22 protein-coding genes and 1 pseudogene are annotated in these 25,455 nt (G+C 72.2%); 10 read left to right on the top strand and 13 right to left on the bottom strand.

The annotated features are described in order from the left end of the window. The first annotated feature begins 151 nt into the window (after positions 1 to 151). Positions 152 to 1,411 (top strand): cation:proton antiporter, encoded by a 1,260-nt coding sequence (locus tag AC0665_RS18225; protein WP_478705338.1) that lies wholly within the window; start codon positions 152 to 154, stop codon positions 1,409 to 1,411. A gap of 25 nt (positions 1,412 to 1,436) precedes the next feature. Here the strand turns inward: AC0665_RS18225 and AC0665_RS18220 are convergent. Continuing rightward, positions 1,437 to 1,851: pseudogene (locus AC0665_RS18220) on the bottom strand (response regulator transcription factor). A 518-nt stretch (positions 1,852 to 2,369) separates the two neighbouring features. Here AC0665_RS18220 and AC0665_RS18215 point away from each other — a divergent pair. From AC0665_RS18215 to htpG, 4 genes are all read left to right on the top strand, one after another. Continuing rightward, on the top strand, positions 2,370 to 2,657 hold the full coding sequence (locus tag AC0665_RS18215; RefSeq protein ID WP_468405652.1) for a DUF3040 domain-containing protein: 288 nt from the start codon (positions 2,370 to 2,372) through the stop codon (positions 2,655 to 2,657). A 195-nt stretch (positions 2,658 to 2,852) separates the two neighbouring features. Further along, positions 2,853 to 3,629 carry a hypothetical protein gene (locus AC0665_RS18210; RefSeq protein ID WP_478610357.1) on the top strand — a complete coding sequence of 259 codons (777 nt, stop codon included), beginning with the start codon at positions 2,853 to 2,855 and terminating at the stop codon, positions 3,627 to 3,629. A gap of 116 nt (positions 3,630 to 3,745) precedes the next feature. Further along, on the top strand, positions 3,746 to 4,456 hold the full coding sequence (locus AC0665_RS18205) for a class F sortase (RefSeq protein ID WP_468405656.1): 711 nt from the start codon (positions 3,746 to 3,748) through the stop codon (positions 4,454 to 4,456). Between the two features lie 87 nt (positions 4,457 to 4,543). After that, a complete protein-coding gene (gene htpG / locus AC0665_RS18200; RefSeq protein WP_478705337.1) occupies positions 4,544 to 6,442 on the top strand; it encodes a molecular chaperone HtpG in 1,899 nt (632 codons plus the stop codon). A 13-nt stretch (positions 6,443 to 6,455) separates the two neighbouring features. On the opposite strand, the gene AC0665_RS18195 is transcribed toward htpG, so the two are convergent. The 3 genes from AC0665_RS18195 to AC0665_RS18185 all read right to left on the bottom strand — a co-directional run bounded on the left by AC0665_RS18195 (position 6,456) and on the right by AC0665_RS18185 (position 8,031). Beyond that, positions 6,456 to 6,707 carry a twin-arginine translocase TatA/TatE family subunit gene (locus AC0665_RS18195; protein WP_478610355.1) on the bottom strand — a complete coding sequence of 84 codons (252 nt, stop codon included), beginning with the start codon at positions 6,705 to 6,707 and terminating at the stop codon, positions 6,456 to 6,458. Next, positions 6,695 to 7,360, bottom strand: a complete 666-nt coding sequence (locus AC0665_RS18190; protein WP_478705336.1) for a hypothetical protein — start codon at positions 7,358 to 7,360, stop codon at positions 6,695 to 6,697. The genes AC0665_RS18195 and AC0665_RS18190 overlap by 13 nt, the downstream gene beginning before the upstream one ends. A gap of 95 nt (positions 7,361 to 7,455) precedes the next feature. Then, positions 7,456 to 8,031 carry a TerD family protein gene (locus AC0665_RS18185; RefSeq protein WP_468638198.1) on the bottom strand — a complete coding sequence of 192 codons (576 nt, stop codon included), beginning with the start codon at positions 8,029 to 8,031 and terminating at the stop codon, positions 7,456 to 7,458. A gap of 152 nt (positions 8,032 to 8,183) precedes the next feature. On the opposite strand from AC0665_RS18185, the gene AC0665_RS18180 reads away from it, so the two are divergent. Further along, entirely contained in the window at positions 8,184 to 8,570 is a 387-nt protein-coding gene (locus tag AC0665_RS18180) for a BlaI/MecI/CopY family transcriptional regulator (protein WP_478610353.1), read from the top strand. A gap of 6 nt (positions 8,571 to 8,576) precedes the next feature. After that, positions 8,577 to 9,530, top strand: coding sequence for a M56 family metallopeptidase (locus tag AC0665_RS18175; RefSeq protein WP_478610352.1), 954 nt, complete (start codon positions 8,577 to 8,579; stop codon positions 9,528 to 9,530). 430 nt (positions 9,531 to 9,960) lie between these two features. On the opposite strand, the gene AC0665_RS18170 is transcribed toward AC0665_RS18175, so the two are convergent. The 5 genes from AC0665_RS18170 to AC0665_RS18150 form a co-directional block, all read right to left on the bottom strand. Then, entirely contained in the window at positions 9,961 to 10,968 is a 1,008-nt protein-coding gene (locus AC0665_RS18170) for a sporulation protein (protein WP_478705335.1), read from the bottom strand. Positions 10,969 to 11,161: 193 nt separating this feature from the next. Next, positions 11,162 to 11,602, bottom strand: a complete 441-nt coding sequence (locus AC0665_RS18165) for a hypothetical protein (protein ID WP_468405670.1) — start codon at positions 11,600 to 11,602, stop codon at positions 11,162 to 11,164. A 167-nt stretch (positions 11,603 to 11,769) separates the two neighbouring features. After that, entirely contained in the window at positions 11,770 to 12,885 is a 1,116-nt protein-coding gene (locus AC0665_RS18160; RefSeq protein ID WP_478705334.1) for an acyltransferase family protein, read from the bottom strand. Between the two features lie 208 nt (positions 12,886 to 13,093). Beyond that, positions 13,094 to 14,737: a cellulase family glycosylhydrolase gene (locus tag AC0665_RS18155; RefSeq protein WP_478610349.1), complete on the bottom strand. Its 1,644-nt coding sequence runs from the start codon at positions 14,735 to 14,737 to the stop codon at positions 13,094 to 13,096. A gap of 127 nt (positions 14,738 to 14,864) precedes the next feature. Next, entirely contained in the window at positions 14,865 to 15,974 is a 1,110-nt protein-coding gene (locus AC0665_RS18150) for a GDSL-type esterase/lipase family protein (RefSeq protein ID WP_478705333.1), read from the bottom strand. A gap of 344 nt (positions 15,975 to 16,318) precedes the next feature. Here AC0665_RS18150 and efeU point away from each other — a divergent pair, with 344 nt between their 5' ends. From efeU to AC0665_RS18135, 3 genes are all read left to right on the top strand, one after another. Next, the gene (gene efeU, locus AC0665_RS18145) at positions 16,319 to 18,340 is read left to right on the top strand and encodes an iron uptake transporter permease EfeU (protein ID WP_478705332.1); all 2,022 of its coding nucleotides are present in this window, start codon (positions 16,319 to 16,321) and stop codon (positions 18,338 to 18,340) included. Positions 18,341 to 18,390: 50 nt separating this feature from the next. Next, positions 18,391 to 19,662: an iron uptake transporter deferrochelatase/peroxidase subunit gene (gene efeB, locus AC0665_RS18140; protein ID WP_478705331.1), complete on the top strand. Its 1,272-nt coding sequence runs from the start codon at positions 18,391 to 18,393 to the stop codon at positions 19,660 to 19,662. A gap of 82 nt (positions 19,663 to 19,744) precedes the next feature. After that, positions 19,745 to 20,002 carry a hypothetical protein gene (locus tag AC0665_RS18135; RefSeq protein WP_478705330.1) on the top strand — a complete coding sequence of 86 codons (258 nt, stop codon included), beginning with the start codon at positions 19,745 to 19,747 and terminating at the stop codon, positions 20,000 to 20,002. A gap of 5 nt (positions 20,003 to 20,007) precedes the next feature. On the opposite strand, the gene AC0665_RS18130 is transcribed toward AC0665_RS18135, so the two are convergent. From AC0665_RS18130 to AC0665_RS18115, 4 genes are all read right to left on the bottom strand, one after another. After that, complete coding sequence (locus tag AC0665_RS18130) at positions 20,008 to 21,501, bottom strand: tripartite tricarboxylate transporter permease (protein ID WP_478705329.1); 1,494 nt, start codon at positions 21,499 to 21,501, stop codon at positions 20,008 to 20,010. Between the two features lies 1 nt (position 21,502). Further along, complete coding sequence (locus AC0665_RS18125; protein WP_478610344.1) at positions 21,503 to 22,042, bottom strand: tripartite tricarboxylate transporter TctB family protein; 540 nt, start codon at positions 22,040 to 22,042, stop codon at positions 21,503 to 21,505. Next, positions 22,039 to 23,022, bottom strand: coding sequence for a Bug family tripartite tricarboxylate transporter substrate binding protein (locus AC0665_RS18120; RefSeq protein ID WP_478705494.1), 984 nt, complete (start codon positions 23,020 to 23,022; stop codon positions 22,039 to 22,041). Before AC0665_RS18120 ends, AC0665_RS18125 begins: the two co-directional genes overlap by 4 nt. A 235-nt stretch (positions 23,023 to 23,257) precedes the next feature. Then, positions 23,258 to 25,261 carry a flavin monoamine oxidase family protein gene (locus AC0665_RS18115; protein ID WP_478705328.1) on the bottom strand — a complete coding sequence of 668 codons (2,004 nt, stop codon included), beginning with the start codon at positions 25,259 to 25,261 and terminating at the stop codon, positions 23,258 to 23,260. Positions 25,262 to 25,455 lie beyond the last annotated feature (194 nt).

Here is a 25,455-nt window from a genome sequence, read left to right as displayed (position 1 = left end):
GCCCGGGCCGCCCGCCGACCGGCACGGCCGCGGCCCCAAAACGCGCCGAGGTGCGCGCGACCCCGCATGCCGAACCCCCTCGAAGGAGGAGCCCCTATCCATCCCGGCTCGGTGAAACGATCCGCCTGCGCGCCCACGAAGGTGGTGATCCGTGGGACACGCTGACGCTCTTCTCGCCATGGGCGGAGCCTTCCTGGCCGCCGCCCTGTTCGCCCGCCTCGGTGGCCGTATCGGACTGCCGACGATCCCGCTGTTCATGCTCGCGGGCATCCTGCTCGGCCCCCACACCCCCGGTCCGGTCATCGTCGAGGACGTCCACGACTTCGAGATGCTCTCCGCGCTCGGGCTGGTGCTGCTGCTTTTCTACCTCGGCCTGGAGTTCCACCTCGACGACCTCAGGAGCGGCGGCCGGCGCCTGCTGACGGCGGGTGGTATCTATCTGCTGCTCAATGTCGGCGCGGGGCTGGGATTCGGCTTCGCCCTGGGCTGGGGCGTGAGGGAGGCGCTGGTCCTCGCCGGTGTCCTCGGGATCTCCTCGTCCGCCATCGTCACCAAGGTCCTCATCGACCTGGGCCGCATCGGCCGTCCCGAGACCCGCCTCATCCTGGGCGTCATCGTGGTCGAGGACATCTTCCTCGCCCTGTACCTGGCAGCCCTCCAGCCGGTCATCAGCGGCGCCCAGGGCGTCACGGACATGGTCCTCCAGGGCGCCAAGGCCTTCGGCTTCCTGCTGCTGCTGGCCGCCGCGGCCCGCTACGGCACGAAGCCGGTCGGGCGGCTCATCGCGACCCGCGACAACGAACTGCTCGTCATCAGCTTCCTCGGCGCGGCTGTCCTGGTGGCCGGAGTCGCCGAGGTCCTCGGAGTGGCCGACGCCATCGGCGCGTTCATGGTCGGCCTGATCCTGGCCGGCACCCCCTCGGGCCCGCGCATCAGGGACCTGGTGCACCCGCTGCGTGACGCCTTCGCGGCCATCTTCTTCTTCGCCTTCGGTCTCTCCATCGACCCCGGCGACATCGTCTCCGTCGTCGGACCGGTCACCGCGGCGGCCGTGCTGACCCTCGTGATGAACGTCCTCGCCGGTCTCCTCGTCGCCCGCGTGTACCGCTACGGCATCGAACCCGCCGCCGAGATCGCCACCACCCTCGTGGCCCGCGGCGAGTTCGCGCTGATCCTGGCCGCCATGGCCGCCGGCGCCGGACTCGACGCCCGGCTCGCCCCGTTCATCGCCGGTTACGTCCTCGTCCTCGCGGTCCTCGGACCCATCGCCGCCGGCCGGGCCCACCTGCTCGCCCGGGCGCTCCGGGCCGGCCAGAGCTGCCTGGCCCGCCGCAGGGCATCGGCGGACGAGATGGAGCCGCTGAATGACAGCACACCGGCCGCTCATCAGCCCGCCGAGGCCGAGCGCTAGCGGACGACCACCGGTCCGGGCGCGCTCAGGGCTCGATCAGCCCGACACGGATGGCGTGGCGGGTCAGTTCCACGCGGTCCCTGAGGCCGAGCTTCTGCAGCAGGTTGGCGCGGTGCCACTCCACCGTCTTCGGGCTCATGACCAGCAGGTCGGCGATCTCCTGCGAGGTGCGGCCCTCGGCGACGAGCTCGAGGATCTCCTCCTCACGGCCGTCGCCATGCCGCGCCTGACGGGACTCCAGGCGGCCCGGGAGCTGTCCCTGACCGCTCCCGGACCCGGGCGACGGCTTCGGCCCCGTCACCGGCCTCGGCGACCACGGTGAGGTCGGGCTCGGCGTCCAGGATGAGCCGGACACCACGCCGCACCAGGGCGTGGTCGTCGGCGAGCAGGATGCGGGTGGCGGGGGGGAGTCGGTCACGCGCGGCCGTTCCGGTCGGGATCTGTACGGGGGCTGGGACGGGGTGGGCGAGGCGCACACCGGTGCCTTCGCCGGACCGGAGCCCGGGCACACCAAAGGCGCGGGCGTACGGCACACCCGCACGCCTTCCCCGGATGCCGCACCTTGAGCCGGACGCGCGAAGCGCTCCCGCCGCGACGTGCCGACGTGCCGGTGTGCCCGGCCCCCACGGCTGACCCGGCTTGCGCGGGTCCGGTGACGGGCGGGGGCGGACCCGGCGTGTGCGCTGCCCGACCGTCTCCGCCATCCGTGGCAGCACCCATCCCCGGACCGAAGGCGCCCCTCACGACCGCGCGTTCGTACAGCCCCGCCACCGGGAAGGATGGAGGGTGGGCCCCATGGTGCGAGCCGCTGGAGAGGGGAGAGGCTGAAGCCCCGCAGGGACGGTCGCATCGCCGCCCCGTCTCCCACCACACCGCCACAGGGCCCGACACCCCAGGACTTGTCATGGCCTCGGCCGTGCCCTGCCGCGAAGCGCTCGAGTTCCGGGAAGGAGAAGCCGTGCCCCAGTCCGAAGACCGGCGTCTGGTCGATCTCGAAGCACGACTCGAGCGGGAGGATCCCCGGTTCACCCGGGCCATGAGATCCGGCCGCCCCGCCCGGCCCCGCGAGTACCGCCGAACCGGAGCCTGGTGGGGGCTGGCCCTGGGCGTGGCCGTGCTCGGCTTCGGCATCGTCCTGGCCCAGGGGCTGCTCATCGCCGTCGGCCTGGTCCTCGTCGGCATGGCGGCCCAGCTGGCCGATCCCGACCCGGCCCGGACGACGCACCGCGGATTCGGACGACGCTGACGCGGACAGCCACCGGGCCCGGCGGACGGGGCGCCCCGGAGGGCGTGGTGTGCGCCGTAAGAGTGTCGTCGTAACCCGTGTGAACGCCCCGGATGGTGGGACGGCCCGGTGTGAATGACGGTGGTTCACGTCGAGGCCGGGTCTCGTGAGCTGGCGAGGCGTCAGCTGCCCGGCTCGCGACGGAAGGACTCACCGATGCGCTCTGCCCGCATGCTGCTCGCGACGGCCACCGCCACGGCGGCCCTCGCGATCGCCGGACCCGCCGCCTACGCCGACGCGATGGGCGACGGAGACCACGACTCCACTTCCTACAGCAAGGAGCACCACAAGGACGGCGACCACCACGCGCCGCGAGGCGGCGTACACACGGGTGGCGGTGCGCTGACCGCGGTGAACACGGACCACGACGAGGACCCCTCCGAGCACGGCAAGGACGCCTCCGGCGACCAGAGCGAGGAAGAGGGCAAGCACGAGGAGAACGGCAAGGAGGACGGGCACGAGGAGAACGGCAAGGAGGACGGGCACGAGAAGGGCTGGGAAGGCAAGCACGAGGAGCACGGCAAGGAAGACGGGCACGAGAAGGGCTGGGAGGGCAAGCACGACAAGCCGCACGGCGGGATGCACACCGGCGGCGGAGCCCTGGCCTTCGTGAACTCGGACGACTGGGACAACCCCAAGCACGACCCGGAGTCGTACAAGGACGGCGAGGACGACTGGGGCGGCAAGGAGGAAGAGGAAGGCTCCGGCGACAAGGGCGACTGGGGCGACAAGCAGGAAGAAGGGGGCAAGCACGACAAGGGCTCCTGGGAGGGCAAGCACGACCACGGCAAGCCGCGCGGCGGCATGCACACCGGTGGCGGCGGACTCGCCTCCGCGTCGGGCGTGACGGCCGGCGGTCTGGCGGTGCTGGCGGTGGCCGGCACGGGCCTGTACGCGCTGCGACGCCAGAGGGCTTCGCAGGGCGCCGCATGACCGGTGCCTGACCGCACAGCCGCCGTGGCCGCCGCACGTGCTTCGCACGTCGCGGCGGCCCGGCTCGTCCTCCCGCGTGCCGTGCCCGCTGCCGTGCTCGAATGAGGTGGTCCCTGATGGCAGCCAGTCCTCCCGCTCTCCCCGACCCCGGCCCCGAACCGAAGAGGCGGCGCCTGCGCACCGTCGTGACGGTGCTCTGGGCGGCTGCCGCCCTCGCCCTGACCGTGAGCATGGTCGGCCGCCACGGCGAGTTCCCCGACGCCGCCGGCCCGCCGCACGTCCCCTCGGCCGTGTCCGCCGCCTCGGCCGTGCCCGACCTCCCCGACACCTCCGCCGCACCGCTCCGCTCGGCCGCGCCCGGGGCCGGTCCGCACCTGCCGCCGTCCCGGCCGGTCCGCCTGCTCATCCCCAAGATCTCGGTCGACGCGCCCTTCACCGACCTCGCCATCGGCCCGTCGGGACAACTGGAACCCCCGCCGCCGGACGACACCAACCTCGTCGGCTGGTACGCCAAGGGGCACACGCCCGGAGAAGCCGGCACCGCGATCATCGCCGGACATGTGGACACCACGACCTCTCCGGCGGTGTTCGCCGGGCTCGGCGAGCTGAAGAAGGGCGACCGGTTCCAGGTGGTGCGGGCCGACGGCGTCAGGGCGACCTTCGCCGTCGACGCCGCGGAGTCCTTCGACAAGGACGCCTTCCCCAGCGAGCGCGTGTACGGCGACACGGAGGAGGCCCAGGTCCGGCTCATCACCTGCTCGGGCTCCTACGACCGTCAGGCCCGGGACTACACCGAGAACCTGGTCGTCTTCGCGCACCTCGTCTGAGGTCCGGTGCCCCCAGCCTGACTTGGTGTTTTACAGTGACTGACACCAGTTCAGGCGACTGTGGGACCTGTGAGGGATTCGCGAACCATGACGACCGAAACGTTTGAGTTCCAGGTAGAGGCGCGTCAGCTGCTCCAGCTGATGATCCACTCGGTCTACTCGAACAAGGATGTCTTCCTGCGGGAGCTCGTCTCCAACGCCTCCGACGCGCTCGACAAGCTGCGTCTGGAGAAGCTGCGGGACGACGCGCTCGACGCCGACGTGTCGGACCTGCACATCGAGCTCGACGTCGACAAGGAGGCCCGCACGCTGACCGTGCGGGACAACGGCATCGGCATGTCGTACGACGAGGTCGGGCAGCTCATCGGCACCATCGCCAACTCGGGAACGGCCACGTTCCTGAAGGAGCTGAAGGAGGCCCAGGACGGGGCCGGGGCCGAAGGGCTCATCGGCCAGTTCGGTGTCGGCTTCTACTCCGGGTTCATGGTGGCCGACGAGGTGACGCTGGTGACCCGTCGCGCCGGCGAGGCCCAGGGCACCCGCTGGGCGTCACGCGGAGAGGCCACGTACACCCTGGAGCGGGTCGACGACGCGCCGCAGGGCACGTCCGTCACGCTGCACCTCAAGCCCGCCGACCCCGAGAACCAGCTGCACGACTACACCTCGGAGTGGACGATCCGGGAGATCGTCAAGCGCTACTCGGACTTCATCACCTGGCCCATCCGGATGGTCCCGGAGGCGAAGGACGGCGAGGACACGCCCGAGCCCGAGACGCTGAACTCGATGAAGGCCCTGTGGGCGCGCTCGCGCGACGAGGTGTCCGACGACGAGTACCACGAGCTGTACAAGCACATCAGCCACGACTGGCGCGAGCCGCTGGAGACCATCCGGCTCCAGGCGGAGGGCACCTTCGAGTACCAGGCCCTGCTCTTCGTCCCCTCGCACGCCCCGCACGACCTGTTCACCCGGGACTTCAAGCGCGGCGTCCAGCTGTATGTGAAGCGCGTCTTCATCATGGACGACTGCGAGGCGCTGCTGCCGCCCTACCTGCGCTTCGTCAAGGGCGTCGTCGACGCGCAGGACCTCTCGCTCAACGTCTCCCGCGAGATCCTCCAGCAGGACCGGCACATCCGGATGATGCAGCGCCGGCTGACCAAGAAGGTGCTGTCCACGGTCAAGGAGCTCAAGACCAAGGACGCCGAGCGCTACGCGACGTTCTGGCGCGAGTTCGGCACGGCCCTGAAGGAGGGCCTGGTCACCGACTCCGAGAACCGCGACGCCATTCTCGCCGTCTCCTCGTTCGCGACCACGCACTCCGACGACGAGCCGACCACCCTCGCGCAGTACGTCGAGCGGATGAAGGACGGCCAGGAGGACATCTACTACATCACCGGCGAGTCCCGGCAGAGCATCGAGAACTCCCCGCACATGGAGGCGTTCCGGGACAAGGGCATCGAGGTCCTGCTGCTCACCGACGCCGTCGACGAGGTCTGGGTCGACGCCGTCGGCACCTACGAGGGCAAGAAGCTGCGGTCCGTCGCCAAGGGCGAGATCGACCTCGACGCCGAGGACGCGGACAAGGCCGCCGAGGAGCGGGAGAAGCAGGCCGAGGAGTACGCGGGGCTGCTGAGCTGGATGCGGGAGCAGCTGGACGAGGACATCAAGGAGGTCCGCCTCTCCACGCGGCTCACGGTCTCCCCGGCCTGCATCGTCTCGGACGCGCACGACCTGACCCCGGCCCTGGAGAACATGTACCGGGCGATGGGCCAGGAGGTGCCGCGCACCAAGCGGATCCTGGAGCTCAACCCCGGCCACCCGCTGGTGAAGGGCCTGCACCAGGCGTACCAGGCGAGTGAGGAGCGTACGGAGCTCGCCGAGTCCGCCGAGCTGCTCCACACCCTGGCGGTGCTCGCTGAGGGCGGCCAGCCCAAGGACCCGGCGCGCTTCGTCAGGCTCGTGTCGGACCGTCTGGAGCGCACGCTGTAGTCGCCGCGGCGGATCAGGGGTGGTCCGGGGCGCCCGCCGCCCGGGCGCCGGGCGGGGTCGTGCCGGTGCCGGGCGGGACGACCTCGCCCTGGATCACCTGCGGCGCGGGGGCCGTCCCGGCCTCCTCGTCCTTGGCGGCGCGGGCCTCGGCCTTGAGAATGCGGGCCGCCTTGCCGGCCGAGCGGGTCAGCTCGGGGAGCTTCTTCATCCCGATGACGGCTATGACGACGATGAGAATGATCGCGAGCTCGCTCAGTCCGAACATGATGTCCTGTCCTCTCTCGCCCGGGCCGGGCACGGCGTGAGCGTACCGGGCGGGGAGCACGGCGTGATCGTCGTCTCGGGATGCGGCGCCAGGTGCCGGCGCAGGTGCGGCAGCATCCCGCGGTCGAGCAGCTCCTGCCGCCACACCAGCCGGGCGTGTTCCACCTGGTCGGCGGCCGGGGGCGCGCCGTGCCGGCGCAGGGCCGTGTGCAGGACGGCGGCCAGGGTCCCGAGGCCGGTCAGGGCCGCGACGAGCGCCAGGGTGGAGCCGGCCGCGACGAGCGACCCGGGCAGCGGACCGAGGGCGTCGGCGAGGTGCAGCAGACCGCCGATCAGGAGCAGCGCCGCGGCGGACGTGCCGGCCACGAGCGGGGTGAGCACCGCGAGCGCCGGCAGCAGGGTGCCCGACCCGAGCAGCCGCCGTGCCTCGTGGCGGGCGGCCCTGCGCACGGCGAGGTAGGAGCGGTACGGGTCGGCGGCCGCGGCCGCGATGTCGTCGGCGTGGGCGAGCGCGTGGGCACGCAGGTGCGCTGCCGCCCGGCCGGTCGGGTCGGTGGTCAGGGCGCTACGGATCTCGGTGGTGCGCAGGGCGTGGTGCAGAACGGCTTCGAAGTCCGCGCGGTCCTCCGGGCGGAGGCGGAACGGTTCGGGCACACGGTCTCCCGGTCGGTCGGTCTTTCGGTAGGTCGCTGTCGCGGCCGCCGGGCCCGGCCGCACGCGGTCGGGCCCGGCGGCGCGGCCGGCCGCTGTCAGACGTTGACGCCGAAGTCGGAGGCGATACCGGCCAGACCCGAGGCGTATCCCTGGCCGACGGCACGGAACTTCCACTCCGCGCCGTGCCGGTAGAGCTCGCCGAAGACCATCGCGGTCTCGGTGGAGGCGTCCTCGGACAGGTCGTAGCGGGCGATCTCCTGGCCGCCCGCCTGGTTCACGACCCGAATGAAGGCGTTGCGGACCTGACCGAAGCTCTGGCCGCGGTTCTCGGCGTCGTGGATGGACACCGGGAACACGATCTTGTCGATGCCGGCCGGGACGGCGGCGAGGTTCACCTTGACGGACTCGTCGTCGCCCTCGCCCTCACCGGTGAGGTTGTCCCCGGTGTGTTCGACCGAGCCGTCCGGGCTCTTCAGGTTGTTGTAGAAGACGAAGTGCTGGTCCGACGGCACCTTGCCGGAGGCGTCGAGGAGCAGGGCGGAGGCGTCGAGGTCGTAGTCGGTGCCGGTGGTCGTGCGCACGTCCCAGCCCAGGCCGACCACGACGGCGGTGAGGCCGGGCGCCTCCTTGCTGAGCGAGACGTTGCCGCCCTTGGACAGGGAAACTCCCACGGGGTACTCCTTCTTGAGCGTTCGACGGGTGCGGTGCGGATGCCACTCTGAAATCTACAGCAATGTAGAAGTGAACGGGATCGGGATCCGGACCGGCGGATCTATACGATGTCCGCACGGGCAACGCAGGGCGGCGAAACGGAGGCAGGGCGGTGACGGATCCCGGGCAGCGTCCCCGGCGGGGACAGGGCGAGCTGGAGGCGCTGGTGCTGTCGGCGCTGCGGGAGGCGGACGGCCCGGCCACGGCCGGCTGGGTGCAGGAACGCCTCGGCGGGGACCTCGCGTACACGACGGTGATCACGATCCTGACCCGCCTGCTGGGCAAGGGGGCGGTCACCCGGGAGCGGGTCGGCCGGTCCTTCGCCTGGACGCCCGCCTCGGACCAGGCGGGCCTGGCCGCCCGCAAGATGCGCAAGGTGCTGGACGCCGAGAGCGACCGCGGCGCCGTGCTGGCCAGCTTCGTCACCGGCCTAGGCCCGGACGAGGAGCAGCTGCTGCGTGACCTGCTGGATCAGGCCCAGGGCGAAGGGGAAGACTGACGCCTCATGGGGGTCTTCGTCTTTCTGCCACTGATCCTTCCGCTCACGGCCTGGCCGGTCGCACGCCTCGCCGAACAGCATCTGCACCCGCGCACCGCCACCCGGCTGCTGACGGTGCTGGCCGTGGTGCTGGCGCTGTGCAGCACGGTGTGCCTCGCGCTGGTGATGGTGGTCGGCACCGCCCAACTGCCCGGCAACCCGCTGCCCGACGGCTGGTCCGACCCGCAGGTGCGGGCGGCCGTGCCGTACGACGAGGTCGTGGGCAAGGCCGCGATTCCCGCGCTGTGCGCGGTGGTGGTCGCCTGCGCGCGGACCGTGCGGCGGCACACGCGGGTACGCCGTCAGGCGCACCTCGCCCTGACCGGGCTGCGGGGGACCCAGGTGGCGGTGCTGCCCGACGTCGTGCCCTACGCGTACGCGCTGCCCCCCGGCGGGCGTGCGGGAGGCCCTGGCAGGCGTGGCCGCGTCGTGGTGACCACCGCCCTGCTCGACGGGCTCCGGCCGGCCGAGCGGCGGGCCCTGTTCGCCCACGAGCGGGCGCACCTCGCCGCGCGGCACGACCGGTACCTGCTCGCCGTGCAGCTCGCGGCCCGGGCCAACCCGTTCCTGCGGCCACTGCGCACCTCCGTGGCCTTCACGGCGGAGCGGTGGGCGGACGAGGAGGCGGCCCGGGTGGTCGGCAGCCGCCGCACGGTGGCCCGGGCGATCGGCACGGCCGCGCTCGTCTCACGGGGCACCCCCACACCCACGCTCGCGGGACTCGCCGCTCCCGGCCCGGTACCGCGCCGGGTGGCGGCCCTGCTCGGCCCGGCCCCCGCCGTGCGCCACTGGCCTCCGGCGTTCACGTCGGTGGGGCTGGCGGCGTGGGGCGCCGCCGCGGGGACGGTCGTCTCGGCGATGTCCTCGGCGAACTCGGCGGTGACGATGGTCCTCATCCTGCACGCGGCGACACCTCTGTGAGGGGCCGGGGGCGGCGGTCTCCGCGGGGGCTTGTCGAGGCCTGAGGCGCCCGGGCGACTGTCGGCGGTTTGGCGTGGAGGTGCGGGCCGGTGGGCGGCGGCGATGGGCGGTGGTCAGGGTGGCTTGGGGGGTTGTGGGGTGAGCCGGGTCGGCGGGCTCGGGTGTGACGGTGGTGTTGACCTGCACGCGGCGACACCTGTGTGGGGCCGGGGGCGGCGTCTATGCGGGGGCTTGTCGAGGCCTGAGGTGCCCGGGCGACTGCCCGTCGGTTGGGCGGGGGCTGTGGGCCGGTGGTCAGTGTGGCGCCGGGGTCCCGTACGGGGTGACACCGCACTGCCTCCGGCATGCCGGGGACCGGTGTGGACGGGTGGGTCGGTGGGGTGCCGCCGGGCTCCGTCGTGAACGGGCGGGGCGCGGCGGCGGACCCGTGTCAGCCCTCGTCCTCCTCGTCGCCGTCGAAGAAGTCGCTGACCTCGTCGACGACTTCGCCCGCGACCATGCCGCCGACGACGCCCGCCGCGAGTCCGGCCGCTCCCGCCGCGACGGCCGTGCCCATGCCGGGGCCCGAGCGGTGGCCGTCGTGGTGCCGGCCGCCGTGCCACTGATCGTGGCCGCCCGGGCCGAAGGGGGTGGGGGAGCCATGGGCCCCGGGTGAGCCGTACGACGCCCGGTGTTCGGCCAGCTGCCGCAGCCAGCCGTCGACGATCGCGGGCCAGTCCTGCTGATGAACTCCCTCGTGGGTGACGGTGAACCGCATGAGCGCGTCCTGGCCCGGTGACAGGAAGCCGCCCCGCTTGTCCGCCTCCAGGACGACCTCCACGCCGCCCGGGTTCGCCAGGAACGTCAGCTCGATCTCGTTGATCTGCTGCGCGTACGCGGGGGAGGGGACCAGCTCGATCTCCTGGAAGAACGGCAGCCGTTGGCCGGAACCGCCGATGCGGCCGTACTCGAGGTCGGCCGACCTGAAGCCGAACCCGAGTACGCCGAGGGCTTCGAGCACGGCCTCCTGCACGGGCAGCGGCGTGATGGTGAGCGGGTCCAGGTCGCCCTTGTCCTTCGCGCCCGCCACCGACAGCTCGGTACGCACCCCGAGCACCACGCCGAGGCTCTGCCCGTGCAGTTCGGTGACCGGTGTCTCCCACGGCACGATCACGCTGAACGGCAGGCTGCGCTGCTCGCCCTCCGCGAGTCGGAAGCCGCCGCCGACGGTGAACCGGTCGAAGGCCACGACGCCCTGGCTCTCACCGCCCTCGTGCTCCGCCTCGACCCGGGCCACCAGCTCCAGGGTGACGTGCTCGATCTCGAAGTCGGCCTTGCCGCCCACGAGGTGGACCTGCCCGGTGAGCGTGCCGCCGGGACGGACGGAGGCGGGATCGAGGACCGTGTCGACCGTGGGGCCGCCGACACCGAGTGCGCCGAGCAGTCGCTTGAACACCATGGTGGCGTCCACTCCTTCATGTGCGGGGATATTTGCTTCTACAAGCGTGTAGAAGCATAGGGTGGGAGGGCGGAGGGAGGCCGCACTCCGAGGCCCCACGCGCCGGAATGGCCGAAAAGGGATCACCCCCGACGCGACAGTGCCGCAGCCCGCCGTTGCGGCGGACTGCGGCACCAGTACCCCTCGACAGGTGTCAGCAGTCGCGAATGGGGTTGGTCTCGCTGTAGATCGCGGTGTCCTTCATCCAGCCGAGCTTGCCGTTGTCGGCGACCGTCAGCACCCAGCGGGTGGGGTGCGGGCCGCCGACCCAGGCCTGGTTGTCGAGCTTGCAGTAGAACCAGCTGGGGTTGGAGTACATGTGGCCGACCACCGTGGTGGGGTCGGGGTAGATGTGGTTGTTGCCGATGGAGCCGTAGACCGCCGCACCGGACACGTTGTGGCACCAGGTGCGGATGCCGTCCCCGTACGCCCAGCAGTTGTCGGCGGCGGAGGCGCTGGGTGCCATCGCGACTCCCAGGCCACCGGCGAGAACAGTCGCCGCCAAGACCGAACCGAGCTTCGTGCGCATGGAACTCCCCGTGGTCGTGGCCCGGACCGGGCCGTCGTCATGGCCGCCCGGTCGTGCGGCGGCCATGTCGACAGACGGTGGCCGAGGGTGCTTCGGTTGCGGAGGAGCACACCTCACTCTTCGGTGCCCTGGGTGTACACCTTGCCGTCGGTGAGGGCCGCGTCCTCGGCCTCGTACGGAGGGTGCGGTCAACGTGCTGGGCGGGTGGCTCAGCGGGAGGCACGCGGCGTTGTTCACGCCCGTACGGCGTTGCGCTCTCGCGTCCGGGCGCGGGCGTCCCGGTGGAACGCCCAGCTCATGTCGGGCTCGATCACCCAGCGGAACATCCGTCGCACCGGTGGGGTGCACAGGGCGGTCACGAGTGCCGCGGCGGCGAGCGTCACGACGATCTCGCCCGACGGGCGGTGCACCCACGCCGGCTCGTACCAGCCCCAGAACTTCGACCCCTGGGCCACGAAACCGTGCAGCAGATAACCGTAGAGCGTGCCCGCGCCCAGCGCGGTGAACCAGGCGCGGCGGCCGGGCACCCACGCGAGGAAGCAGGCGACCAGGACCAGCGAGCAACCGAAGGTCACCAGCGTCATCACCGGCCCGTACCAGGAGGGCGCCGCGAGCTCCTCGGCACTGTCGCGGTGGTAGAACCAGGCGCCGCTCATGCGCGGCACCGCCCAGTAGGCCACGACCAGCGCGCCGGCGAAGACCGGCACGGCCAGGATCCGCGCCGCGCGGCGGCGCACCAGGCGGAAGTGTTCGGGCCGCAGCAGCAAACCGAGGACGAAGTACGGCAGGAACTGCAGTGCCCGCTGAAGATCGAGGTCGTTGCCGATGGACGGGGAGAGCGTCGCGAGCATCGCGATGAGCAGGGCGACGGGCAGCGGCCACCGCACGCGCTGCCAGATCGGCGTCGTCAGCCGCCAGATGAACAGGGCCGCCAGGAACCAGGTCAGATAGAGGGGGTCCAGCAGGCTGACCGGCCGGTCCGGATCCTGGTCGGTCCACCGGGTGAACAGGGTGTACGCCGTCTCGAAGACGACGTACGGCACGGCGAGCCCGGTGACCAGGCGCCGGATCCGGCCCGGGCTCGCGTCGAAGGAGCGCGAGAAGTAGCCGGAGATCACGATGAACGCCGGCATGTGGAAGGCGTACACGACCATGTAGAGCGCGCTGACCGCCCGGCTGCCGTCCCGCAAGGGCTCCCAGGAGTGCCCGATCGCCACCAGCACGATCGCCAGGTACTTGGCGTTGTCGAAGAACGCGTCGCGCCGGTCGGCCGGTTGTGGTGCGGGCGGCGTCTGCCGTTCCGTTCCGCCGGCCCTGACGGCGCGTATGCGCAAGGTGTCCTCGCTCATCGCGCCTCCCGGGCGACGGGCGGGGAACCCGGGCGGCTGTGTGCGCGTCGTGCCGGAGATGCGGCGGTGGGCTGCCGGTGTGACATCCCCGCCGCCTGACCACTGAGTGGCGGCGTAAACCGCTTTCTTCTGCGGGGTGGCGCGGATCACATCGACGGTGGTCGCCGCCGGGCGGGGAGCCCGGCGGCACCGCCGCACAGGGGCGTGGTCAACTCACGGAACAGTCCGCGCCGTTCAGGGTGAAGGCGGTCGGGTCGGGGTTCGCCGCCGAGCGGGTGGCCGTGAAGCCGAGGGTGACCGAGCCCGAGGCGGGAATCGTCGCGGTGTACGAGGCGGCCGCGACACTCACCTGCGCACCGCTCTGGGTGGCCGTACCGCCCCACAGGTTGGTGATGCGCTGGCTGTCCGGGAAGGTCCAGCGCAGCGTCCAGCCGTTGATCGCCGACGTGCCCGTGTTGCGCAGGACGATCTCCCCCTGGAAGCCGCCGGGCCAGCTGCCCGTCACCCGGTAGCCGACACCGCAGGCCGACGACGAACCGCCCGGGGCGGTCGTGACCGTCACCGTGCCCGAGCGGGGTGAGCGGTTGCCGGCGGCGTCGCGGGCGTAGACGGCGAAGGTGTGGGAGGTCGCCGGGGCCAGACCGGTGAGGGTGGCCGTGGTCGCGGTGGTGCTGGTGACGGCCGACTCGGTGCCGCCGCTGATCCGCACGACGTCGTAACCGGTGACACCCGACGCGTCGGAGGCGGCGGCCCAGGTCAGGGTGGCGGACGAGGAGGTCACCGCGGAGGCGGTCGGGGTGCCGGGCGCGGTCGGGGGAGTGGTGTCGCCGCCGGTGCCGGAGTAGATCGTGGCCTCCTTGGCGGTGGCGGCGATGCCGTTCGCGCCGTTGAAGAGGCGCCGGCCCCAGGAGGTGAGCTGGTCGGGGTCGAAGTTCGTGACCATGTCCAGGTAGCCGACATCGCTGCTGTTGCCGCTCCACGACCAGCCGAGGTAGCCGAGGCGGAGCTGCTGGGCCACGGCCAGGATGGTGTCCTCGTCGGGGTTGCCGTCCGAGTGGTCGTGGCCGAACTCACCCACCACGATGGGCAGCCGGGCCGTCACGAAGTGGTTCAGATAGGCGGTGATCTCGGCGGCGGTGTCGAAGACGCCGTACATGTGCACGGAGAAGACCGTGTTGGCGTCCGGGTCGGCGGCGAACACCGAGGCGGCGTTGTCGCGCATCGTGAACGCCCAGTCCTGGCCCCAGTTGGGCGCGTCCACCATGATCGTGTGGTTGAAGCCGGCGTCGCGGAGCTTCTGGATCGCGGCCTTGGTGTCGGCCGTCCACGCCGTGTAGGTGGTGTTGCCGAACGGCTCGTTGCCGATGTTGACGATGACGTAGTCCTCCTGGCCGGCCAGCGCGCTCTTCACGCTGATCCAGTAGTCGGCGGCCCGCGAGAGCGAGACGGCTCCGCTCTGCTCGCCGTAGCCGGTGGTGTCGTGCACCTCCAGGACGCAGATCAGCCGGTTCCGCTTGCACTGGGAGACCACGTTCGCCACGTCGGCGGCGTCGTTGCGCGTCCAGCGGTCACCGCTGGCGAGGACCACGCGGACGGTGTTGGCGCCCTTGGCCTTGATGTGGGCGAGGGAGCTGATCCGGTCCGGATACCAGGTGTGGGCGTGGTTGACGCCCCGCATCACGAAGTCGTTCCCGTTGGCCTCCAGCAGCCGGCCGTTCTGTACCCGGAAGCCGGTGGGGGCGGCCTGGGCCGGCGGTGTGAGGGCGAGGAGGGACAACAGGAGGGCGAGCAGGGTGGTGGCCACGGCGGCCAGGCGTGGGGTGCGGGACGCGGGCGTGGGGCGGAGTCTCATGACGGCTCCAGAAGTGGGGGTCGGGTGGGGCGCGTGGTCGGTGGCGCTGAAGTGGTGAACGCGTTCCTGCCGTCGGGGTGGGCCCGGGTGGGTCCGATGCCGGGATGTCCATGACCCGGCCGGGCTGTCACCCGGCCGGTGTCCTGCCCGCGCAGGTGACGGTCGCCGCCGGGGTGCCCGCCGTTGCCGGGGCGGTGGCGACGAAGCCGAACGTGGCGCTCGCGCCGGGAGCGAGGGCGCCGTTCCAGGCCGCGTTGGTGACGGTCGCCGTGCCGTCGGCGGCCGTGGTGTGGGTGCCGTTCCAGAGCTGGGTGAGGCGTGCGCCGTTCGCCGGTGCGACGGTCGCGGTCCAGCCCGTGACCGCGGCGGCGGACGTGTTCGTCACCGTCACCTCGCCCTGGTAACCGCCCTGCCAGGAGGACACCGCCTTGAAGCGGGCGGTGCAGGCGCCCGGGTCCCCGCCCGGCTCTCCCGGGCCGCCCGGGTCCTGCGGGACACCGGCGTCCAGGACCGCCGCCAGGGCCGGGAACCAGCGGGCGGCGATCTTGCCGTCCCCGGAGGCGTTGGGGTGCACGCCGTCATAGGTGTCGGTGGCCGTGCTGAACCCGGTCCACTGGTCCACCACGGTGACGGGGGAGCGGTCGGTGCCGGTCGCCCGCGCCCAGGCGGGTATGCGGGCGTTGAAGTCGACCACCCGCTGCGCGCAGGCCTCGCAACTGCTCGGGTTCAGGGGGATGAGCTGGGCGACGAGGATCCGCATGTCCGGATCGGAGGCCCTCATCTGCGCCACGAGCTTGGTGTAGGCGGCGAGGATGCGATCGGGGGAGACACTGCTCCAGACGTCGTTGGTGCCGAAGTGCATGACAACGATGTCCGGCCGCGTGGAGGCCAGCCGGCCGGGCAGCAGGTTCTGGTCGGCCACGTTGGTGACCAGCTCGCCGCCGTGACCCTCGTTGTCCCCGTCGTGTGCCTGTCCGCAGCCCTGCGGGGGGAGGGTGCCGACGAAGTCGATGTCTTTGTACCCGCTGTCGACCAGGCGGTTCCACAGCACGGCCCGCCAGCAGCCCGGCGAGCCGGTGATGGAGTCGCCGAGCGGCATGATGCGGACGGGGTCCGCGGCGGGCGCGGCCGTCGCGCGGGGAGCCGCCGGCATGCCGAGAGCGAGGAGCAGGGCGGCCAGGAACCCGAGTGCGGAGATGACCCGTAAGTGCGGGGACGTGTGGGGGGTTCGGTGCATGGTGGTCCCTTCCCTTGATGAGGTGGGAGCGCTCCCACCTCATCAAGCCACTGTTGTCATTGACGCGTCAAGAGGTGGGTGGCGAGCCGGTGAGCCGGTGAGCCGGAGGGCGAGGCCGCTGTCCCGCCGCCGCCCGCTCCCGCCGAGGTCTTCGGCGAACCAGGATCGGTGACTGCCCGCTCCCGCCCCGCCGTTGACGGCGTCCCGGGACTTTTGCCGGGCCATGAGGCATTCATGACCGGATGCCCAGAGAGCCGAGTCCATGATGGTCGGCGTCAGTAAGGCATGCCTTGGCTAACCCGCTCGCGCGGCGGCCTGGCATCGGGCCGGGAGGGCCGCGGCACATGTGGGACGACTCGTTTCCGAGCTTTCTGATCGGGCTGAGAGAAGGGCTGGAAGCCGGGCTCGTCGTCTCGGTGCTCGTCGCCACTCTCGTGCGGGCCGGGGCCACGTCACGGCTGTCGCAGGTGTGGACCGGCGTGCTCGCCGCGATCGCCGTCTCGCTGAGCTTCGGCGCGGTCCTCACCTTCACGGCCGCCTCCCTCTCCACCCCCGCGCAGGAGGCCTTCGGCGGCGCCCTGAGCCTCGTCGCCGTCGCCTTCGTGACCACCATGGTGTTCTGGATGCGGCGATCCGCCCGCAGCCTGGCGGGCGAGATCAGGGAGAAGGTCACCGAGGCGCTGACCATGGGCGCCGGAGTGCTGATCCTCACCTCCTTCCTCGCGGTCGGGCGCGAGGGCCTGGAGACCGCCCTGTTCCTGTGGACCACCGTCCGCGCGGCGAACGAGTCGGCCGGGCCCCTCACCGGAGCGGGCGCCGGGCTCCTTCTCGCCGCCTTCCTGTGCTGGGGCCTCTACCGCCGGGTGCTGCGCATCGACCTCACCCGCTTCTTCGCCGTCACCGGCGCGGTCCTGATCGTCATCGCCGCGGGCGTCCTCGGCTACGGGCTGCGCGACCTCCAGGAGGGCGCGGTCCTGCCCGGCGGGACGGCCTACGCCTTCGACCTGAGCGGCAGCGTCGACGCCGGGTCCTGGTACGCCGCTCTGCTCCAGGGCGTGCTCAATCTGACTCCGGCGATGACCTGGCTCCAGGTGATCGGGTACGCCGGGTATCTCGCCGTGGTGATGACGCTCTTCGTACGGGGAGGGCGAGGAGGGCCGGGGGCCCCGAGCCGGGAGAGCGCCGGTGCTCCGGCCGGCCGGCGTCCCACCCGCCCCCGCTGGCTCCTGCCCGCCGCCGTCGTCGCCGTCCCCGCGCTCCTGGCCGGGCTCGTCGTGGCACTCGCACCCCCTGAGCCCGCCGCCGGCCAGACCGTCGCCGTCTCCGCGACGGACTGCGGCCGGGGTTTCACCGCGCCCGAGGCGGGGCGACGGGACTTCCGGATGCACAACACCGGGAACCAGACGTCCGAGGTGTATCTGATCGACCCCTCCTCGAACGCGGTCTACGGGGAGATCGAGGGGCTGGCGCCCGGCACCACCCGGGACCTCGTCGCCACCGTGGCGGGCGGGACGTACGCCTGGCGCTGCGTGCCGGCCGACGGCGAAGCCGTCACCTCGAAGGCGGTCCGGGTCGGCGGCGCCGCCCGTGCCCACGCCGTCGTCCCCGTCTCGGAGCGGGACCTCGCCGCACCGCTCAGGGCCTACAAGGCCTATGTGAACCGGGGACTGGCCACGCTCGTCACGCAGACCCGCGAGCTCAGCGGCGACCTGCGCGCCGGACACCTGGCCGCCGCCCGCACCGACTGGCTGACCGCGCACCGCACCTATGCCTCCCTGGGTGCCGCCTACGGCACCTTCGAGGACTTCGACCAGAAGATCGACGGACGGCCCGACGGCCTGCCGGGCGGCGTGCACGACAAGGGCTTCACCGGCTTCCACCGGATCGAGTACGGGCTGTGGCACGGCGAGTCCGCCGCCCGGCTCAGCGGCGTGGCACAGCGGTTGGCCGATGACACCGCCGGACTGCGCAAGGCCTTCCCGCACCAGGACTTCGACCCCTCCGACCTGCCCCTGCGCGCCCACGAGATCCTGGAGAACACCCTCCGGTTCGAGTTGACCGGCGACACCGACCAGGGCAGCGGCACCGGACTGGCCACCGCGGACGCCAACCTCGCCGGGACACGCGAACTGCTCACCGTGCTCAAGCCGTTGCTCACCCCGCGCGCCCCGAAGCTGCTTCCCACCGTCGACGCGGACATCGCACGTCTGCAGAAGCTGCTCGACTCCGCGCACCACGGGGCCGGGTGGACCCCCGTCGACCGGCTCGACCCGGCTGCGAAGGCCCGGATCGACGGGGCCACGGGGCAACTCCTCGAAGACCTCTCACCGGTGCCGGACCTGCTCGAGATCAGGAAGTCCGCTTGAGCGGCACCCGGCCACGCCACCCCGCAGCACACACCGAAGGGAACACCCCCATGCCGTCCGCCGACACGCCGCCGCCGGGCTGCCCCGCCCACGCCGGCCGCCGCTCCTTCGTGAAGACGGCCCTGGGCGCCGGAGCCGCCGGTGCCGTCCTGGCCGGGGGCGGACTCGCGCTCGCCGAGAGCGGCAGCGGCACGGCCCGGGCGGCCGAGCAGGACAGCGCTCCGGTGGCCTTCCACGGGCCCCACCAGGCCGGGATCCTCACCCCCGCCCAGGCGGCCGCCGCCTTCGTCTCCTTCGACGTCATCGCCGCCGACCGCGCCGAACTGGCCGACCTGCTGCGCACCCTCACCGAGCGGGCCCGCTTCCTCACCTCCGGCGGCACGCCCGAGGACCTCGGCGTCGGAGCCCCGCCCTCCGACAACGGCATCCTCGGCCCGGTCGTCCCGGCCGACGCGCTCACCGTCACCGTGGGGGTCGGCGCCTCCCTCTTCGACGACCGCTACGGACTCGCCCGGGTCAAGCCGCGCCGTCTCACGCCCATGCGGACCTTCCCCAACGACGACCTGAACCCCGCCGAATGCCACGGCGACCTGTCCCTGCAACTCTGCGCGGCCCGCCAGGACACCGTGCTGCACGCCCTGCGCGACATCGCCAAGCACACCCGGGGCGCCCTGCAGATCCGCTGGCGCGTCGACGGCTTCCAGAACACGCCCCGTCCCAGCGGCACCCAGCGCAACCTGCTGGGCTTCAAGGACGGCATCGCCAACCCGGACGTGGCCTCGGCCCGGGAGATGGACCGGCTGGTGTGGGTCGGCAAGGGCCAGGGCGAACCCGCCTGGGCGGCCGGGGGCAGCTATCAGGTCATCCGGATCATCCGCATGCTCGTGGAGTTCTGGGACCGGGTCTCGCTGTCCGAGCAGGAGCTGATGTTCGGCCGGCGCAAGGACACCGGCGCCCCGCTGGACGGCATGAAGGAGACCGACACCCCGCACTACGCCAAGGACCCGCACGGCACGGCGATCCCGCTCGACGCGCACATCCGGCTTGCCAATCCCCGTACCGCCAGGACCGACACCTCCCGCATCCTGCGCCGTGGTTACAACTACGACCGGGGCGTCGACAGCGTCGGCGACCTGGACATGGGACTGGTCTTCTGCTGCTACCAGCAGGACGTACGCCGCCAGTTCGAGGCCACCCAGACCCGGCTGATCGACGAACCCCTCGTCGACTACATCTCACCGACCGGCGGCGGTTACTTCTTCGCCCTGCCCGGTGTGCGGGACTCCTCCGACTGGCTGGGCAGCGGGCTGATGTCCACCTGACTCCCGCTGCCGCCTCGGCCCCGGCCGGGCGCCGGCCCGCCGAGCGGACGGGCTGACCGGCCCGATCGTCGGCCTGCACGGCTTGCAGGACGCCGGGACGACGGTGGCGCACGCCAGCGGCGCCAGCGCCTGCGGCCGGCACTCGGCGACCCCGTACCTCACCCTGCCCGCCCGCCCGGGCGGAACGCACCTCCTGGTGACCCTCGTCCTGCTGAGTGCGGGCCCGGAGGTGAACGGGGGCCCGTACACGCGATGTTCAGGAACGCGCGTACGGGTCACCGCAGCCGGCGAGGTGGAGGTCCGCTTCCAGGACGGCGCCCGGGAGCGGGTGCCGCGCTGACGCCGTCAGGCCTCGGCGCGGCTCCGCCTCACCGCCTTCCCCAGCAGCGGCCAGACCAGCAGCAGCACGATCACCGCGTACACGGTCACCGCGAACGGCGTGTCCACCAGACCCGACACCCGGCCGTCGCTGATCTGCAGGGCCCGCCGCAACTGCTGCTCGGCGTTCGGGCCGAGGATCACCCCGATCACGGCGGGCAGCACGGGCAGTCCGTAGCGGCGCATGCCGAACCCGATCAGACCGATGACCAGCAGGATCACCAGGTCGGTCACCTCACCGCCGACCGCGTACGCGCCGACCGCGGCGAAGAACATGATCCCGGCGTAGAGGTAGGGCCGCGGGATGCGCAGCAGTTTCGCCCACACCGGCGCCAGCGGCAGGTTCAGCGCGAGCAGCAGCACCATGCCGACGAACAGGGAGGCGATCAGGCCCCACACCAGGTCGGGTTCGCGCTCGAAGAGGAGCGGGCCGGGCTGGATGCCGTACTGCTGGAAGGCGGCCAGCATCACGGCCGCGACCGCCGTGGTCGGCAGACCCAGGGTCAGCATCGACACCAGGGTCCCGGCCGCCGAGGCCGACGCCGCCGACTCCGGGCCCGCGACGCCCTCGATGGCGCCCTTGCCCCACTCGTCCTTGTGCCGGGACAGCCGCTTCTCCGTCACGTACGACAGGAAGGTGGGGATCTCGGCGCCGCCCGCCGGGATCGCGCCGAACGGGAAGCCGATGAACGGCCCGCGCAGCCACGACTTCCAGGTCCGTTTCACGTCGTCGCGCCCCAGCCAGGGCCGCCCCACCGGGATCGGCTCCGGCGGCCTGCGCCGCAGGTGCGCCGCCACCCACAGCGCCTCTCCGATGGCGAAGAGCCCGACCGCGACGATCACCACGTCGATGCCGTCGGCCAGTTGCAGCGAGCCGAACGTCAGGCGCTGCTGGCCGGTCATCTGGTCCAGGCCCACCAGGCCGAGGGTGAGGCCGATCAGCAGGGAGGCCAGACCCCGGACGCGGGACGAGCCGAGCACCGAGGTCACCGCGATGAACGCCAGCACCATCAGGGCGAAGTAGTCCGGCGCGCCGATGTCGACGGCGAGTTCCGCGACCGTCGGTGCGAGGGCCACCAGCAGCAGCGTGCCGACCATGCCGCCCGCGAAGTGCCCGATGGCGGCCGCCGCGAGGGCCTGCGCGCCGCGCCCGGACTTGGCCATGGGGTTGCCCTCCATGGCCGCCACCACGGCAGCGCTCTCACCCGGGGTGTTGAGCAGGATGGAGGTGGTCGAGCCGCCGAACATGGCGCCGTAGTAGATGCCCGCGAACATGATGAACGCGCCGGTCGGGTCGAGCCCGTACGTCACCGGCAGCAGCAGCGCCACCGCCATCGCCGGGCCGATGCCGGGCAGCACCCCGATGGCCGTGCCGAGCAGGACACCGAGCGCGGCCCAGAGCAGGTTGACGGGGCTGAGCGCCGTACCGAAGCCGTCCAGGAGGGAGTTGAGGGCGTTCATGTCACAGCACTCCCATCAGGGGGCCGCCGGGCAGGGGCACGCCGAGCAGGTGGTCGAAGACGACGTAGGTGACGAGGGAGAGCCCGGCCGCGATGAGCGGATCACGGTCGATCCGGCGGCTGCCCAGCGCGAACGCCGCACCCCAGAACAGCAGCGCGCCCGCGACGGGGAAGCCGGCCGGCTCGATCAGGACGGCCGCGCCGAGGAACACCCCGGCGAGCAGCAGGACCGTGCGCCAGTCGGCGGGCTCGGACAGGTCGACGTCCTCACCGCCCTCGGCCTGGCCCCGGCCGCCGCGCAGCACGTCGAGGGCGAGCAGCGCGGCGATGACCAGCAGGCCGGCGCCGACCACGACCGGCACGGTCTTCGGTCCGACCGGGCCGCGCTGGGCGATGTCGACGTCCATGGTGAGCGCGTCGGTCAGCACGAGCACGCCCAGCGCCAGCAGCAGCACGCACACGCCGAGTTCGGAGTGCTCGCGCAGCCAGGAGCGGCGCTCGCCCTGCCCGGCGGGCGGGGCGTCGGTGGTCCGCGTCGTCACAGCCCCAGCTCCTTCAGCACCGCGACCACGCGCTTGTCCTCGGCGTCGAGGAACGCGCCGAACTTCTCGCCCGTGAGGAAGGCGTCGTCCCAGCCGTTCCGCTCCAGGGACGCGCGCCACTCGTCCGAGTCGTGGAGCTCCTCGACCAGCCGTACGAGCTTCTTCCGCTCGGTGTCGTCGAGTCCGGGAGGGGCGACGATCCCGCGCCAGTTGGTGAAGCTCACGTCGTAGCCCGCCTCCTCGAGCGTGGGGGCGTCCAGTCCCTCCACACGCTGCGGGCCGGTGACGGCGAGCAGGCGCAGCTCACCCGCCTTGATCTGGTCCAGGTACTCGCCGACCCCGGAGACGCCGAAGGCGACCTTGTCGCCCAGGATCGAGGCGAGCAGTTCGCCGCCGCCGTCGAAGGGGATGTAGTTGACCTGCCTTGGAGGGATGCCGGCGGCCTTGGCCATCAGCATCGGTGCGAGGTGGTCAGGCCCGCCGGGCGACGACCCGCCGCCCACCGGGAGCTTGCCCGGGCGGTCCTTCCAGGCGCCGATCAGTTCGTCGATCGTCTTGTACGGCGAGTCCTTCGCGACCACCACCACGTCCTGCTCCTCGGTGAGCCGGGCGATCGGCGTGGTGTCGCCGAGCGTCCTGGGCGCGTCGTTGGAGCGGACGGCGCCCACGACCCCCAGACCCATGGACATGGCGAGCTTGCCGTTGCCGTGCTCGCTCACCAGCCGCGTCAAGCCCACCGTGCCGCCGGCGCCGGGCAGGTTGAACACCTCGATGGTGCGGGTGAGTCCGGCGTCCTCGGCGTTCTTCGCGGCGGTGCGGGCCGTGATGTCGTAGCCGCCGCCGGGTGTGTTGGGAACCATGAGGCGCAGGCCCGGGATCCGTGTGCCGGTCTCGGAACCGCTGCCGGTGGTCAGCAGCGGCGGCCCGAGGAGCACGAGCACGGCGGCCCCGAGCAGGGCGAGGGGGATGCGCAGGCGCACGAGTGCCACCACCTGTCGGTACGTCGATGCGGGTAGGTGTACGCCCTGTGGAGGAGCGTGGCGTGGGCCACATGGTGCCCGGGCATCGACGGGCTGTCTGCCTTGCGAAACCAACGGAGGTTGTGGTCATTGCGGTAACCGGGCGGAGCGCGGTGGCGGACCCTCGCCCCGGCAGGCGAACGGCCCCGGCGCCGATGCGCCGGGGCCGTCCGCGAACATGGAGGTTCAGCGGCCCCTATGCCGTGTGGATCTCCAGGGCGGCCCGCACGGCGGACTCCAGGGCTCCCTCGATCCACGCCGGCTTGACGGACGTGTGGTCGCCCGCGAAGTGCAACGGCCCCTCACGCAGGGGGATGACCGGGAGCAACTCCGTGTGCTGCCCGGGCAGCAGCACGGACGCCTCCCCGTAGGCGTACGGGTCGCGCAGCCAGCTCTGCGTACGTCCCGCGCCGGTGTAGAAGACCTCGATGCGCCGGCCGTAGACCTCCTGGAGACCGCACAGGGCGTGCGGGTAGCGCGCCTCGTCGTCCAGGGAGTCCCAGCGCAGCGCGTCGTCCGCCCAGCTGTAGGAGGCCAGCACGACACCCCCCTTGCTGCCGGGCACCGGATGGGAGGGATGGAACATGAACCGGTTGGCGTTGTCCGACACCGAACCGCCGCCCAGCACGCCGGTCGCCTCGGGCTGGTCGCGCCCGCCGGCGCGATTGGCGGCGTAGTGGGTGCGCTGACCCGCTGTGATGTGCCCGCCGGGAACCGAGGGGTGGGCGCCGAGGAGGCTGCCGTCCGCGGCGGCGCGTCCGGTGCGGTACGCGTCGTACAGACCCGGGTCGACGGCGTTCAGCTCGCGCTTCCAGTCGGCCTCGTCGAACTCCCACCAGCGGCGGCTGAACTCCAGCAGCACCTTGGTCGCGCTGTCGTAGTGCAGTTCGCTGACCGCACGGCGTTTGCCGTACGACAGGGGCGGGTTGATCTGTACGTGGCGCAGGCCGGAGAACGGCACGGTGACCACCGCGACGTCCGCCGTGAACTGCTCGCGCACGACCGGCCCGCCGCGGCCCTCGGACACGGTGTCCACCCACACGTGCGGACCCTTGCCCCGGACGTGACCGGCTTCCGGAGCGGGGCGATCGGGGTGGTGGTAGTCGATGCGTGTGACCCGGCGGTCGAACCGCACCTCCTCACGCACCTGTTGCAGCAGCGCGTCCGCCAGTACGGCCGTGCCGCCCTCCAGTTCGTAGAACGGTGTGTCGGGGCTGATGAGGGAGGAGCCGATGAAGCTGTGGATGAAGGAGAGCGGGAGGCGCGAGGTGAGGTTTTCCAGGGTGCCGATCAGGTCGATGGTCCGCTCGTCCAGACCGGCGTGCTCGGTCAGGAAGCGGTACATCGACCAGTCACCGAACCGCCGCACCACCCGCGCCCAGCCCCGCAGTTGCTCCGGGAGCGGCTTGGGGACCCGCTTGCCGTCGGACCCGACGCGGCTGAACTCGTCGCGCACCGGGTCCAGCGCCGAGCGCAGGATGGCCGCTGCCGGGGTGTCCCAGTGGGCTCGGGGCACACCGAAGGACCGGTTCACGCGCCGGGGCGCTCGGGCATAGTCGGTGCGCCGCACACGGATGCCGTTGACGTGGATCCAGGTGCGGCCGGCGGGACGTCCGTCGGCGTCCACGTCGACGTAGTGGAAGCGCCGCTTCTTGAGGTCGAACTGGTCGATCAGTTCCATCACCAGGGGATGGCTGCCGGGGAGGCGCATCGCGCCCGCCTCGGCGTACTGGAGGGGATCTGCGAAGGGCTGCTCGGCGTCCTCGTGGCCGCCCTTGCGGAAGGTCTTGACGCGGCCGCCCGCCCGGTTGCCGTTGGCCTCCAGGACCGTCACCCGGTGGCCGGCCTTCTTCAACAGCCACGCGGCGACCAGCCCGGCCGGTCCGGCGCCGATGACGAGGACGTTCTGGGGGCGTGTCCGGCGCTGGGCCGGCAGCCCGTTCTTCAGGACGCGCTGGTAGCGGGGGACGAGAGGACGGTCGTGGGAGTCCAGGACGAGCAGGGCGCGGGCGACGGCGAGGCACCTGTCGGCGTCGGCGGCCCGTCTGCCGGCCGGTGCGGCCGGTGCCGCCGGTGCGGGCACAGCCGTGGCGGCACCACCGGTCAGGGCCGTCGCCACCGTGGCCGTACCGGCCACCGCCGCGAAGCTCCTGCGGGAGAAACCGCCGTCCGAGTGCGCCACCGCGTGATCTTCAGTCATGGCGGCCTTTCTAGTGGCGGCCCCGGCCCGGGCGCCGCCCTTCGCCCGGCCGTTGACCCTAAGGAGCGAACCGGCCGTAAAACCTGACGTCAGGGCGGGGCCGCCGAAACCGGCCGGCCCGGGCACCCGAAGGAATGAATGCGCGGCGAACCGCGGCCGGCACCCCGCCCGAGCCCGCACACTGCGACATGCGG

The organism is Streptomyces sp. NPDC043685 (genome assembly GCF_056436585.1).
Note: the sequence above shows the minus strand (reverse complement) of the source record. Positions and strands in the feature narration are given on the sequence as shown.